This window comes from Cobetia amphilecti (genome assembly GCF_032923285.1).
Taxonomy (GTDB): Bacteria; Pseudomonadota; Gammaproteobacteria; order Pseudomonadales; family Halomonadaceae; genus Cobetia; species Cobetia amphilecti.
The window spans coordinates 1760375-1774219 of record NZ_CP136695.1 but is presented as its reverse complement, the minus strand read 5'-3'; the positions used below and the strand labels follow the sequence as shown (position 1 = coordinate 1774219).

Below are 13845 nucleotides of genomic sequence, written 5' to 3'. Positions count from 1 at the left end.
CCCTTTAGATACGTCTCATCGAGACCGGAGCCAATTTCATGCAACTCGAATCACACGAAGGCCAGCAGGTCCCGAACGTCAGCTTCAAGATCCGTCGCGACGGCCGTCTGGTCGAGCGCACCAGCGAGGAGATCTTCTCGGGCCGCAACGTGGTGGTCTTCGCCCTGCCGGGCGCCTTCACCCCGACCTGCTCCTCCACTCACCTGCCGCGCTACAACGAGCTGGCCGATCGCTTCTATGCTGTCGGCGTCGACGAGATCGTCTGCCTGTCCGTCAATGACGCCTTCGTCATGGAGTCCTGGGGCGAGCATCAGGAAGCCGAGAACCTGAGCCTGATCGCCGATGGCAACGGCGACTTCGCCGCCGGCATGGGCATGCTGGTCGACAAGAGCGACATCGGTTTCGGCAAGCGCAGCTGGCGCTATTCCATGCTGGTACGCAACGGCGTGGTCGAGAAGCAGTTCATCGAGCCGCAGAAGCCGGGCGACCCCTTTGAAGTCTCCGACGCCGATACCATGCTCGACTATCTGGACCCGGACGCCGGCCGTCCCAGTTTCGCTACCCTGTTCAGCAAGCCGGGCTGCCCGTACTGCGCACGTGCGAAGCAGATGCTCGACGAAGCACGCATCAGCTACGAAGTCATCGAAGTCGGCACCCGCGGCGTAACCTCACGCACCCTGCGCGCCATGACCGGTCAGGCCACCGTGCCGCAGGTCTGGATCGACGGCGAGCATGTCGGCGGCAGCGATGAAGTCGCCCGCTACTTCGGCAGCCTGACCAGCGCTTGAACGCATCACGCTGACAGGCCCCGATAACTTTCTCTTTTCATCACGCGCGGGCCACGCTCGCGCCTGAGACCCCATTGTCAGGTGCGCCGCTGGCGCGCCTTGAGGAGTACGACGTGAACGAACGCCAGGTTGAAGTCGCCATCATCGGTGCCGGCAGTGCCGGTCTGGGTGCCTATCGCGCCGCCAAGGCACACACCGATTCCGTGGTCATGATCGAAGGCGGCCCCTACGGCACCACCTGTGCCCGTGTCGGCTGCATGCCGTCCAAGCTGCTGATCAGTGCGGCCGAAGCCGCGCATCACGCCCGTGACACCGCACCGTTCGGCATCAATATCGAAGGCGAGGTCAAGGTGGATGGCCGCGCCGTGATGGACCGCGTCAAGCGTGAGCGCGACCGCTTCGTCGGCTTCGTGGTCGAGTCCGTGGAAGGCATTCCCTCCCACGACAAGCTGCGCGGCAATGCGCGTTTCGAGACCGCCAACAGCCTGATCATCGGCGACAACGAGACCCGCGTCACCTTCGAGCGTGTCGTGATCGCCACCGGCTCACGCCCCAGCTACCCGGGCTTCTTCGAGAATGCCGGTGACCGCCTGATCATCAACGACAGCGTCTTCGACTGGGACGACCTGCCGGAATCCGTCGCCGTCTTCGGCCCGGGCGTCATCGGGCTGGAGCTGGGCCAGGCGCTCACGCGTCTCGGCGTGCGCATCCGCATGTTCGGTGTCGGCGGCGCCATCGGCCCGCTGCGTGACGAGAAGCTGCGTGCCAATGCCGATCGCGTCTTCAACGAGGAGTTCTACCTCGACCCGGACGCAAAGGTCGAGAAGATCGAACGTGTCGAGGACGATAACGGTGCCGGGGTCGAGATCACCTTCATCGAGCGTGGCAGCGAAGCTCGCCTCACCGAGCGTTTCGACTACCTGCTCGCGGCCACCGGCCGTCGCCCGAATGTCGATCGCCTCAATATCGAGGCGCTGGGCCTGAAGCTGGACGAGCGCGGCGTGCCGATCTTCAATCGTCACACCCTGCAGACTCGTCTGAGCGACGACACGCCGAGCCATGTCTTCATCGCCGGCGACGCCAACAATGACCTGCCGCTGCTGCACGAAGCCTCCGATGAGGGTCGAATCGCCGGTGACAACGCCGGTCGCTTCCCCGACGTGCGTGCCGGTCAGCGCAAGAGCACCATCGCCGTCGTGTTCAGTGATCCGCAGATGGCCACCATCGGCCTCTCGACCGCCGAGATCGAACAGCGCTACGGTGCCTGCGACTGCTACGCGGTGGGCGAAGTCGACTTCACCGGCCAGGGTCGCTCCCGCGTGATGCGCATGAACAAGGGCATGCTGCGCGTCTATGGCGAGCAAGGCACCGGCCTGCTGCTGGGCGCCGAGATCTTCGGTCCGCGTGCCGAGCACCTCGCCCACCTGCTGGCCTGGTCCCATCAGCAACGCATGACCATCGAGCAGATGCTGGAAATGCCCTTCTATCACCCGGTGATCGAGGAAGGCCTGCGCACCGCGCTGCGTGACCTCAACGCCAACCTGCAGCTGGGCCCGGCCATCGTCGAGCGCTGCATGGAATGCGGTCCGGGTGACTGATACCCCCTCAAGGCAACGGGACGCGCAGCTCACGCAGTGATGCCCTATGCTCTGAACAGATGTTGAATGTCGCCGGCAGTCACGATAGTGGCTGCCGGCATTCATCGCACGGCTCCCTCACCGGAGAGTCGAAGAGCAGTGACGCAGGAGATCTGCCCATGAAAGCCACCCAGCTCAAGGTGCCCTCGACCCTTCGCGACATCATGTCCCGCGACTGTTATCGCGTGAAGGCGCGCACCAGCATTCTCGAACTCGCCCAGGGCCTGACCCACCACCGTCTGCCCGGCGTGCCGGTCGTGGATGACCTGGACCGCCTGATCGGCTTCATCTCCGAACAGGACATCCTCGGCAAGCTGCTCGACAGTGCCTATCACTGCGGCCAGCATGCCCAGGTCGGCGACCTGATGCGTCACGAAGTCCTCAGCGTCGGCCCGAATGACAGCATCACGGATCTGGCGCAGCACATGAATGGCCAGCGTCCCAAGGTCTATCCTGTGGTCGAGCAGGGCCGCCTGATCGGCATGGTCACCCGCCGCGATGTTCTGAGTGCGCTGCTGGTGATGCAGAACGGCTGTTGAGACAGTTCACCCATCAAGAAACTGCTTGGAGCCAGACCAAACGTACAGAGCCCCCAGCGGTCATCACCGCTGGGGGCTCTGTACGTGATGGCTGAGAAAACCGAGTGCATCGAGAGCGCCTTCAGCATGCTTGCACCAGCAGGCCAACGCCTCGAAGATTACCCAATGGCTAATCAATCTCTGCCGCCAGCCTGACACCCATCAATTCTCGCGCCGCAACCCGAGGCGGTGACAGTCGTTGGGAAGCGCTGTGCCGCGCCCTGCCCCCAAGACCTATAGTCACAGTGAAAGTCGCTGAAAGCTTGGGAGAATCCAAACGCCCCAGGCGAAAACCTGCCAAAGCCCGCGTATTTCAGGCATAAAAAAATCCGCCAGGAAAACCGTGGCGGACCAAAGAACAGTTAAAGCCAGACATAACATCGCGATAACATCATGTCCTTGCTTACTATGACTGCACCTTTTGCATTTCTATCCCGACGGTTGCCAAAAAATTCGGTCTTTTTTGTCACTGACCTTTACGGAATGTGAAAGCTGGGCTACGTGCGTTGCCAGTGGAAGACGCGCTAACCTGTGATCTGACCTGATCGCTGGATCGAGCCCCCACAAGGACACCGCATGTCTGCCACGCCCCATGACCTCCACGCCCTGACGCTGCGTCACCCTGAAATCGCCAGCCTGATGGCCGGCCGCGAAATCGGCTGGCTCAACCCTGAACGCGTCGCGACCGCCAAGGCGCTCGCCTCACCGGCGCTGCAGGCGAGTGGCGTGGGAGCCCAGGACATCGAGGACGCCGACGCACGCCTGATGCGTTTCGCTCCCTGGATTGCCGAAGCCTTCCCCGAGACCGCCGCCGCGTCAGGGCGCATCGAATCACCGCTGGTGGCAACGCCCGGCTTGCAGCAGGCGCTGAGCGGCATAGCCTCGACCGCATCTCCTCTCAGCGCAACCGAATCCCCGCTGCCCGGCCGCCTGATGATCAAGTGTGACAACGCCCTGCCCATCTCGGGTTCGATCAAGGCGCGCGGCGGCATCCATGAAGTGCTCAAGCATGCCGAGCGTCTCGCCATTGACGCAGGGCTGCTGCATCAGGAAGACGACTACCGCGCCTTCCAGCGTGATGAGATACGAGACCTGCTGGCCGGCCAACAGGTCGTGGTGGGCTCCACCGGCAATCTGGGGCTCAGCATCGGCATCATGAGCGCGCGGCTCGGCTTTCGCGTCACCGTGCACATGTCGGCGGATGCCAAGCAATGGAAGAAGGACCTGCTGCGCGCCCGGGGCGCGGAGGTCGTGGAGCACAGCGGGGATTACGGCAAGGCCGTCGCCGCGGGGCGCCAGGAAGCGCAGCAGCCCAACGCCCACTTCATCGATGATGAAAGCTCGCGGGATCTGTTCGTGGGCTACGCCACGGCGGCCAGCCGCCTCGCGGAGCAGCTCTCGGCGCAGGGCATCCCGGTGGATGCCCGCCACCCGCTCTGCGTCTATCTGCCCTGTGGCGTCGGCGGCGGACCGGGTGGCGTGGCCTACGGCCTCAAGCAGGTCTTCGGTGACGCCGTGCACTGCTTCTTCGCTGAACCGGTCAGCTCCCCCTGCATGCTGCTGGGCATGTTGACCGGCGAACATGACGGCATCGCGGTGGAGGATATCGGGCTGGACAATCGCACCTGCGCCGATGGCCTGGCGGTGGGTCGCGCCTCGGCCTTCGTCGGGCGCGTGATGGCCCCCTTGCTCAGCGGCATCCATACCGTGCGCGATGAGCATCTGCTCGAACTGCTCGCGCTGGCATATGACAGCGAAGGCCTCATGCTTGAACCGTCCGCGCTGGCCGGCGTGCCCGGTATCCGCCACGTACTGCGCAATGATGCCCCCGAGTGGCACGCCTGGCGGGCGGCCAACGGGCTGGATGACGGCGAGGTGCAGGCCAATACCACCCATGTCGTCTGGGCCACCGGCGGCAGCATGGTGCCCGAGGCGATCTGGCAGGCCGACTATCAGCGCGGCAAGGCGTTGCTGTCGCAGGTCAGCGCAAGCCGGCAAGAGTGAGCGATCAGGCGATGAAGGCCTGCCACAACCACACGCCGGTCAGCGCCAGCCCGATCACTCCCAGCGGGCGCGAGTAGCGCTGCCAGAGCGCCAGTGCCTGATCCTCGACCAGTGCCACCAGGGCTGCCAGCCCGAAATAGCGCACCCCGCGCCCGATCAGCGCCGCCAGCAGGAACAACGCGACCGGATAGCCGCTGGCACCGGCGACCAGCATGGCGCTCTGGAAGGGAATCGGCACGATGCCGATCAGCATGATGGCAAGGAAGCCCTGCTCGCTGAAGCGCTGCTGGAAGGATTCGAAGGCCTGCTGCCCGCCAAAGAAGCCGATCAACCCATCGCCCCACGCCGCCAGCGCGTAGGCTCCCAAATAGAAGCCCAGCAATGCCGCGGTCAGGTTGCCGGCGAGTGCCACCGCGGCCACGCGCCAGCGGCGCTCGGGGTGGCGCAGCATCCACGGGATCAGAACGACCTCGATGGGAATCGGGATCAGCAGGGTTTCCAGCATCGAGGCGATGAACAGCCACAGCATGGCGTGGCGGGAGTGATTGAGGCGGTCGAGCCAATCACTCGCGGAAGAGAGTTTCCACATGAAGGCAGCACGTTGTCCTGGGCGATGAGCTGCCCACTTTGCCTTGAGTCCGCCCCGCTTGCCAGCCTGCTTGTCCGCCTGAGCCAGAACCCTGACGCGCTACTCGAAGCCTTCCAGCCGCACGGCCGAGCGCACCAGCCGCTCGTCCTCCGCCTCCAGCTCGCGCAGGTTGTCGCGAATGCTGTGCAGATGCTCCAGCGCCGCCTTCTCTGCCGCCTCCGGCTGCTGGTCCATCACCGCGCGGTAGATGGCCGTGTGCTGGGCATTGATCTGGCCGCGGGGAATCGGGCGATGGTAGAGATTGCGCAGCGAGGCGAACACCGAGCTGAGCAGCAGGTCATTGATGCCCTTGAGCGTATGCACCAGCACCGGATTGTGGGACGCCTCACAGATGGCGTGGTGGAAGGCGTGGTCGTGACGCGCCAGCTGCTGGGCATCCGGCAGCGCCTCATCGCCCGGCGCTGAGGACGCGAAGTCGGGCGGATACTCGCGCACGCAGGCCGCCATCGCCTCGTAATGACGCCGGATCAACACTCTATCCGCCGGCGTGCCGCGCTGGGCGGCCAGTCGCGCCGACTGCCCTTCCAGCAAAGCCCGCACTTCCAGCAGGTCATACAGGGTGCGCGGCTGATCTCGAAACAGGTGCATCAGCGGGCTGATATCGCCGCTCGGCAACAGCGCCGCGACGCTCGAGCCCTTGCCATGACGCGTCTCGATGATGCCCTTGCCACGCAACAGCCTGAGCCCTTCGCGCAGCGAGGCCCGCGAGATACCCAGCCGCTCACATAGCCGGCGCTCCGAGGGGATCATCTGCCCGGGCTTGAGCACGCCGTCCAGAATCAATTGCTCCAGACGCGCCGCGGCCTGATCCGCAGCGCGGGGGTCAGCTCCTGACTCGGCGATGGTTCGCAGCATCCTGCCCCTCCCCTTTTGCTCGACCTTTGTGTGCTGGGCCTTGATCAACCCGCTCGTGGCACTTGATCAACCCGCTGGCAGCGCCTGGAGATTTCCGACTGGTCAGACCTGTCGATCGAGTGACGCAAAGCCGCCTGATGGCAGCGGACGTGAGGCCAGTAAAGCGTGGTTTTCCTTGCGCAAACACTAGACGAATGTCTGGTCAGACCACTGATGTGAAGCATGGACAAGGCCGGGGAGGCAGGCCAGATTGTGTGCAGATCAGGTGCGGCGGAATCGACAGGCGACTCGCTCGAACCCCGCACCAGCCGACAGTAACGACAGACAGCAACGACAGAAAGCAGCCGCGCAGACCCCAACCTCCGGGAGGCAGTGCATGAATATCCTCTATGACCCGACGCTGGATGGACCGCTGGCCCAGCACGACAAGGGTCAGGTGCTGGCGCATCTCACCACCCTGCTGCCGGACCTGACGCTGCTGCACCGCGAGGAGGACCTGCACCCCTTCGAATGTGATGGCCTGTCCGCCTATCGCGTCATGCCGATGCTGGTCGCCCTGCCGGAGCGGGTCGAGCAGGTCGCCGCCCTGCTGCGTGAATGTCATGCGCTGGGCGTGCCGGTGGTGACTCGTGGCGCCGGCACCGGGCTATCCGGCGGTGCCTTGCCGCTGGCGCAAGGCGTGCTGCTGGTGATGTCGCGCATGGCACGGATTCTCGAGATCGACCCTGACGCCCGCACCGCACGCCTGCAGCCCGGGGTGCGCAATCTCGCCATTTCCGAGGCCGCCGCGCCCTTCGGGCTCTACTACGCGCCGGACCCCTCCTCGCAGATCGCCTGCTCCATCGGCGGCAACGTGGCCGAGAATGCCGGTGGCGTGCACTGCCTCAAGTACGGCCTGACCGTTCACAACCTGCTCAAGCTCGAGATGCTGACCATCGAAGGCGAGGCGATGACGATCGGCGCCGACAGCCTCGACTCGCCCGGGCTGGACATGCTGGCGCTGATGACCGGCTCCGAAGGCATGCTGGGGGTGGTCACGGAAGTCACGGTGCGCCTGCTGCCCAGGCCCGAGACCGCCAAGGTGCTGATGGCGAGCTTCGCCGATATCGACAAGGCCGGCCGCGCGGTGGGCGACATCATCGCCTGCGGCATCATCCCCGGCGGGCTCGAGATGATGGACAACCTGGCGATCCGCGCCGCCGAGGACTTCATCCACGCGGGCTACCCGGTCGAGGCCGCCGCCATTCTGCTCTGCGAGCTGGACGGCGCCGAGGCCGATGTCGTCGATGACTGCGCGCGAGTCCGTGAGGTGCTGGAGCGCGCCGGCGCCACCGAGATCCGCCAGGCACAGGACGAGGCCGAGCGCGCGCGCTTCTGGGCCGGGCGCAAGAATGCCTTCCCCGCCGTGGGTCGCATGTCGCCGGACTACTACTGCATGGATGGCACCATTCCGCGTCGCGAGCTGCCCGCCGTGCTGAACGGCATCGCGGAGCTCTCGCGCCAATCGGGGCTCGCGGTGGCCAATGTCTTCCATGCCGGTGACGGCAACATGCACCCGCTGATCCTGTTCGATGCCAACCAGCCCGGCGAGCTGGAACTGGCCGAGGAGGTCGGCGGCAAGATTCTCGAACTGTGCGTGGCCGCCGGCGGCAGCATCACCGGCGAACATGGCGTGGGCCGCGAGAAGATCAATCAGATGTGTGCCCAGTTCAACCACGAGGAGATCAGCGTCTTCCATGCCGTGAAGGCCGCCTTCGACCCCGCTGGCCTGCTCAACCCCGGCAAGAACATCCCGACGCTGGCGCGCTGCGCCGAATTCGGTGCCATGCACGTGCATGACAACCAGTTGCCGCACCCCGATCTGCCGCGTTTCTAGACAGACGCCGCGTGGCTGGACGGTTTCTCTGTCATGGACAGCTCTCGAATCCGCTGCCGCCTGACCTTTCGCTACCTGACGTTCACCACTTCATCGCCACTTTAATAGAGACATGCCATGCCAGAGCCAGATGATTCGCTCCAGGATCAGGTGCCAAGCCATGCCGAGTGCGCTACGCCTGCCGCCAGCCAGCCCCCGCAGCAGCAGGATGCCAGCGAGGCACTCCGCGCACAGGTCCGCGCCGCCCATGAGGCGAGACGCCCGTTGCGCATCGCCGGCAGTGGCAGCAAGGCCTTTCTAGGCCGTGAAGTGGCCGCCGAGGAAGTGCTCGACATGCGCGCGCATCATGGCATCACCCACTACGACCCGGTGGAGCTGATGGTCTCGGTGCGCGCCGGCACCCCGCTGGCGACGCTGGAGGCCGTGCTCGCCGAGCAAGGTCAGCACCTGAGCTGCGAGCCACCCCACTTCGGGCCCGCGGCGACCGTCGGCGGCACTCTCGCCTCGGGGCTCAGCGGCCCACGCCGCCCCTGGAGCGGCAGCCTGCGCGACCTGGTGCTGGGCACGCGCATCATCAGCGCCGACGGCAAGGCGCTGCGTTTCGGTGGTGAAGTGATGAAGAACGTGGCGGGCTATGACCTGTCGCGCCTGATGTGCGGCGCCCAGGGCACGCTGGGCGTGATCAGTGAAGTCTCGCTCAAGGTGATGCCGCGCCCGGTGGCAAGCGAATCGCTGTGTCTGGAAATCAGCCTCGCCGAGGCGCTGTCTCACCTGAATGCTTGGGGCCGCACGCCGCTGCCGATCACGGCGACCAGCTGGCATGACGGCCGCCTCACCCTGCGTCTGGAAGGAGGCGAGCGGTCGGTCCAGGCCGGGTGCGAGCAGCTGGGCGGCGAGGCCCTGACGGCGGATCAGGCGACGGCGCACTGGACTGAGCTGCGTGAGCAGCGCCTGCCCTTCTTCAGCGCGCGCGCACCGCATCAGGCACTGTGGCGACTGTCGCTGCCGTTGGCGCTGGACCACCTCGAGTGGCAAGCCGCCGTCAGCGAACTGCTGGGCCCTGTGGGGGATGCCGACCTGCTGTGTGACTGGGCGGGTGCACAGCGCTGGCTTGCAAGCGATGCCCCGGCCCAGCGCATCCGCGCGCTGGCCAGTCGGCTGGGCGGCCATGCCATCTGCTATACCCCGGGCACCGTCGCCGCCGAGGACAGCCCGCTGATGCCGCTGGCCGCCCCCAATGCCCGCTATCACCTTCAGCTCAAGCAGCAGCTGGACCCCCACGGCATCCTCAATCCCGGTCGCCTGTATGCCGAGATGTGACTCACGCCACGACAGGAGACGCACCTGAATGCAGACCCACTTCAGTGACGCCGCGCTTGCCAGACCGCATATCCAGCGGGCCGACAAGGTCCTGCGCAGCTGCGTGCATTGCGGCTTCTGCAATGCCACCTGCCCCACCTATCAGCTGCTGGGCGATGAGCGCGACGGGCCGCGCGGGCGCATCTATCTGATCAAGCAGCTGCTGGAGAGCGACCCCGAGAGCCAGGACTCAAGCACCCGCCAGCAGGCCAGCGAGATCACCCGCGAGACCCAGCGGCATCTGGATCGCTGCCTGAGCTGTCGCAGCTGCGAGACCACCTGCCCGTCGGGCGTGCAATATCACACCCTGCTCGATATCGGGCGTCAGGAACTGGAGCGTCGCGTCGGCCGCCCGTGGCGAGAGCGCCTGCTGCGCAGTGGCCTGCGCCATGCGCTGGTCGAACCCGCGCGCTTCAAGGCCTTGCTGGCACTTGGCGTGCGCTTTCGCCCCCTCGCGCCTGGCGCGCTGGCCGACAAGATCCCGCTGGCCCGCGAGCGCGACCGTCAAGCCGAGCACCCAGCTGCGCCCGTCACCGCGACGCCTTCTGATCAGTTGCTGTCTCGCCAGGTGCTGATGCTGGAGGGCTGCGTGCAACCGGGCCTGGCCCCCAACATCAATGCCGCCACCGCCCGCGTGCTGGCGCGCTTCGGCATCGGCGTCACGCCGATCCACGAGGCCGGCTGCTGCGGTGCCATCGACTATCACCTCAACGCCCAGCAGGCCGGTCGCGCGCGCATGCGTGCCAACATCGATGCCTGGTGGCCGGCCATCGAGGCCGGTGCGGAAGCGATCGTGCAGACCGCCAGTGGCTGCGGGGCCTTCGTCAAGGAATATGGCGAGATGCTGGCCGATGACCCGGACTATGCTGAGCGCGCCGCACGCGTAAGCGCCCTGGCCCGCGATATCGTCGAGGTACTCGGCGAGGAGATCGCCCGCGATGATCGAAAGAGTCTCGCGGCCGCGCCCGACCAACAGCCGCTGGCCTTCCATTGTCCCTGCACCCTGCAACATGCCCAGGGACTGGGCGGCGAGGTGGAGAAGATCCTGTCGCAACTGGGCTTTACACTGGCGCCTGTCATGGAGGGCCATCTGTGCTGCGGGTCCGCCGGCACCTACTCGATCACGCAACCGGAGTTGTCACGCCAGCTGCGAGACCGCAAGCTTGAGGCGCTGGAGGCCAACGGGCCTGCGCGCATCGCCACCGCCAACATCGGCTGTCAGACGCATCTCTCGAGCGCCGGACGCACGCCGGTGAGTCACTGGATCGAACTGGTGGATGACGCCCTGCCCGAGACGCTCCCGCAGAAATGAAGCGTCACTATCTGTTTCAGTATCTGTTTCACTATCTGTTTCACTATCTCTTTCACCTCACCACTGCCAAGGAAGCCCGATGATCACTCGCCACGTACTGACCCTCGCTGACGTCAATCAGATGCTGGACGCCGCCCAGAAGGAAGCCGAGGCCAATGGCTGGGCCGTCTCCATCGCCGTTGCCGACGATGGCGGCCACCCGCTGGGTCTGCGTCGCCTCGACGACACCCCGGCGATGACCGGCTACTTCGCCCAGGAGAAGGCCAAGAGCGCCGCCCTGGGTCGCCGCGAGACCCAGCTGTTCGAGGACTCCATCAACGGCGGACGCACCGCCTTCCTGTCAGCGCCGCAACTTGAAGGCATGCTGGGCGGCGGCGTGCCGGTGATGGTCGAAGGCCAGATCGCCGGCAGCATCGGCGTGTCCGGCGTCAAGCCGGAGCAGGATGCCCAGATCGCCAAGGCCGGGGTCGCCGCGCTGGGCCTCTGAGGCCCCGCCAGCCTGGATAAAGAGGCAAATAAAAAGACCGCCGCGTCCATCAGGGCACGGCGGTCTTTTTGCATACGCCACTCTTGCGTCTGTGTCTTTCGTTCACGCACCGCGAGGCGGCATGGCGGCTTCCACCGCCGCCATGAAGGCGCGCAGCTTGCCCGACTGCGGCAGGCGCTGGGGATAGAGCATGTAGATGCTGTTGGGCTCGCCCTCCTCGTGCGCCAGCAGACGCACCAGACGGCCCTCGGCCAGCTCACGGTCGACCAGGTAATGGGCGACCCGAATGATGCCGGCATGACCCAGCGCCTGCTGCTTGAGCAGGCGGTGATCATTGATGGCCAATCCCCCCGCGAGACTGACTTCACCACTGGCCAGCGGCCAGCCGGACTGCCCCGACCAGACGTGGCAGCGATGATCACCAAGTGCCGCGGCCGTGTGCGGCGTGCCATGCGCGGCAAGGTACTCGGGCGACGCGCAGCAGCAGTGGACGTAATCGAGCAGGCGACGCGCGATCATGTTGTCCGGTGGCGTGCGCGTGGCGCGAAATGCCACATCAAATGGCTCGCGGGTCAGGTCATGACTCTCGTAACTGACGTCCAGACGCAGCTCGACCGCCGGATGGCGCGCCTGGAAGGCATTGCAGACCTCGATCAGATAACGCTCGGCGAACAGTACCGGCGCCGTGATGCGCAACACCCCGCTGTAGCCCTGACGCTCCGACTCACTCGTCTGCTTCAGGTCGTGTTCAAGCTCGCGCTCCAGTGCCAGCAGTTCGCCATGTACCGACTGCATGCGCTGGCGAATGCGCTCGCCCTCCTCGGTGAGGCGTACCGCCCGTGTGGTGCGGATCAGCAAGGGCGCTCCGATGTCCTGCTCCAGCCGCCGCACCTGCTCGGAAAGATGAGCACGCGACACGCCCAGCGCCTTGGCCGCCCGGGTGAAGCTGAGGGTTTCCGCCACCTGAGCGAACAACATCAGTCGCTCCACCTGCTTGTGATGCCGCATCCTGCCTGCTCCTCACGCCAGCCATCCGGGATTTCAGTGAACGAGACTGCCACAGCATTGTACGTTCTGGCGAACAATCTATTCGTTCGCATGTGCTTATCAGACCTGCAGACGCGACCTAGACTGAAGGCGTCATTCGATGTCACCTCATCCCTGTGAGACATCGACGCCTCCACTCGTGAAAGGACTCCGCCATGCGCTATACCCCGGCTGAAGATCGCTACGAACGCATGCACTACCAGCGCTGCGGCAAGAGCGGCCTCAAACTGCCCCGCCTGTCACTGGGGCTCTGGCACAACTTCGGCAACAACGCCCACGAAGACAATGCGCGCGCCATCTGCCAGACCGCCTTCGATCTGGGCATCACCCACTTCGACCTGGCCAACAATTACGGGCCGCCGCCGGGCAGCGCCGAGGAAATGTTCGGTCGCATGCTCAAGCGCGACTTCGCCGGCTACCGCGATGAGATGGTGATTTCCACCAAGGCGGGCTATCACATGTGGCCTGGCCCCTACGGCGAATGGGGCAGCCGCAAGTACCTGCTCTCGAGCCTGGATCAGAGCCTCAAGCGCATGGACCTCGATTACGTCGACATCTTCTATTCACACCGCTTCGATCCGGACACGCCGCTGGAAGAGACGATGGGCGCGCTTGACAGTGCCGTGCGCTCCGGCAAGGCGCTCTATGCAGGCATCTCCTCCTACAATGCCCAACGCACCCGCGAAGCCGCCGCCATCCTGCGCGAACTGGGCACGCCGTGCATCATCCATCAGCCCAGCTATTCGATGATCAATCGCTGGATCGAGGAAGACGGCCTGCTCGACACCCTCGATGACGAGGGCATCGGCTCCATCGTGTTCTCGCCGCTGGCCCAGGGCGTGCTGACCAACAAGTATCTGGGCGGCGTGCCACAGGATAGCCGTCTGGCACGCGGCGGAGCGATCAAGGAAGATCACCTCACCGAGGACAATCTGGAGCGGGTGCGCGCCCTCAACGCCATCGCCGAGCGCCGTGGCCAGTCGCTGGCCCAGATGGCCCTCGCCTGGGCGCTGCGTGGCAACCGCGTCACCACCGCACTGATCGGCGCCAGCCGTCCGGAACAGGTCAGCGATTGCGTCAAGGCACTGGATCATCTCGACTTCACCCAGGCCGAGCTCGACGAGATCGACCGCTACGCCATCGATAGCGGCGTCAATCTATGGGCGCGCTCGTCCAATGCCTGAGCTCGTGCCTGAGCCGCGACTGATACAATGAAGCGCGTGAAACACATCGCCCCCGTCGAGTCTCACTCG

Annotated in this window: 12 protein-coding genes; 9 read left to right on the top strand and 3 right to left on the bottom strand. The window is 65.4% G+C overall.

What is annotated here, in order from left to right:
• The first annotated feature begins 38 nt into the window (after nucleotides 1-38).
• From R1T44_RS07645 to R1T44_RS07630, 4 genes are all read left to right on the top strand, one after another.
• Complete coding sequence (locus R1T44_RS07645; protein ID WP_107335176.1) at nucleotides 39-788, top strand: glutathione peroxidase; 750 nt, start codon at nucleotides 39-41, stop codon at nucleotides 786-788.
• A gap of 113 nt (nucleotides 789-901) precedes the next feature.
• Entirely contained in the window at nucleotides 902-2386 is a 1485-nt protein-coding gene (locus R1T44_RS07640; protein ID WP_153635416.1) for a dihydrolipoyl dehydrogenase, read from the top strand.
• Nucleotides 2387-2544: 158 nt separating this feature from the next.
• Entirely contained in the window at nucleotides 2545-2964 is a 420-nt protein-coding gene (locus R1T44_RS07635) for a CBS domain-containing protein (protein WP_043334523.1), read from the top strand.
• Nucleotides 2965-3579: 615 nt separating this feature from the next.
• Nucleotides 3580-5007 (top strand): D-serine ammonia-lyase, encoded by a 1428-nt coding sequence (locus tag R1T44_RS07630; RefSeq protein WP_153635415.1) that lies wholly within the window; start codon nucleotides 3580-3582, stop codon nucleotides 5005-5007.
• A 4-nt stretch (nucleotides 5008-5011) separates the two neighbouring features.
• Here the strand turns inward: R1T44_RS07630 and R1T44_RS07625 are convergent, their stop codons facing one another.
• A complete protein-coding gene (locus R1T44_RS07625) occupies nucleotides 5012-5596 on the bottom strand; it encodes a YqaA family protein (protein ID WP_153635414.1) in 585 nt (194 codons plus the stop codon).
• A 99-nt stretch (nucleotides 5597-5695) separates the two neighbouring features.
• Nucleotides 5696-6511 carry a transcriptional regulator GlcC gene (glcC, locus tag R1T44_RS07620; RefSeq protein WP_317292827.1) on the bottom strand — a complete coding sequence of 272 codons (816 nt, stop codon included), beginning with the start codon at nucleotides 6509-6511 and terminating at the stop codon, nucleotides 5696-5698.
• Between the two features lie 376 nt (nucleotides 6512-6887).
• Between glcC and glcD the strand changes: the two genes are divergently transcribed.
• From glcD to R1T44_RS07600, 4 genes are all read left to right on the top strand, one after another.
• On the top strand, nucleotides 6888-8387 hold the full coding sequence (glcD, locus tag R1T44_RS07615) for a glycolate oxidase subunit GlcD (RefSeq protein WP_153635412.1): 1500 nt from the start codon (nucleotides 6888-6890) through the stop codon (nucleotides 8385-8387).
• 117 nt (nucleotides 8388-8504) lie between these two features.
• The gene (gene glcE / locus R1T44_RS07610) at nucleotides 8505-9707 is read left to right on the top strand and encodes a glycolate oxidase subunit GlcE (protein ID WP_153635411.1); all 1203 of its coding nucleotides are present in this window, start codon (nucleotides 8505-8507) and stop codon (nucleotides 9705-9707) included.
• A gap of 28 nt (nucleotides 9708-9735) precedes the next feature.
• Nucleotides 9736-11058 carry a glycolate oxidase subunit GlcF gene (gene glcF, locus R1T44_RS07605; RefSeq protein WP_153635410.1) on the top strand — a complete coding sequence of 441 codons (1323 nt, stop codon included), beginning with the start codon at nucleotides 9736-9738 and terminating at the stop codon, nucleotides 11056-11058.
• Nucleotides 11059-11137: 79 nt separating this feature from the next.
• Nucleotides 11138-11545: a GlcG/HbpS family heme-binding protein gene (locus R1T44_RS07600; RefSeq protein ID WP_043334532.1), complete on the top strand. Its 408-nt coding sequence runs from the start codon at nucleotides 11138-11140 to the stop codon at nucleotides 11543-11545.
• A gap of 102 nt (nucleotides 11546-11647) precedes the next feature.
• On the opposite strand, the gene R1T44_RS07595 is transcribed toward R1T44_RS07600, so the two are convergent.
• Entirely contained in the window at nucleotides 11648-12553 is a 906-nt protein-coding gene (locus tag R1T44_RS07595; RefSeq protein ID WP_153635409.1) for a LysR family transcriptional regulator, read from the bottom strand.
• Nucleotides 12554-12747: 194 nt separating this feature from the next.
• Here R1T44_RS07595 and mgrA point away from each other — a divergent pair, with 194 nt between their 5' ends.
• Nucleotides 12748-13776 (top strand): L-glyceraldehyde 3-phosphate reductase, encoded by a 1029-nt coding sequence (mgrA, locus tag R1T44_RS07590; protein WP_153635408.1) that lies wholly within the window; start codon nucleotides 12748-12750, stop codon nucleotides 13774-13776.
• Nucleotides 13777-13845 lie beyond the last annotated feature (69 nt).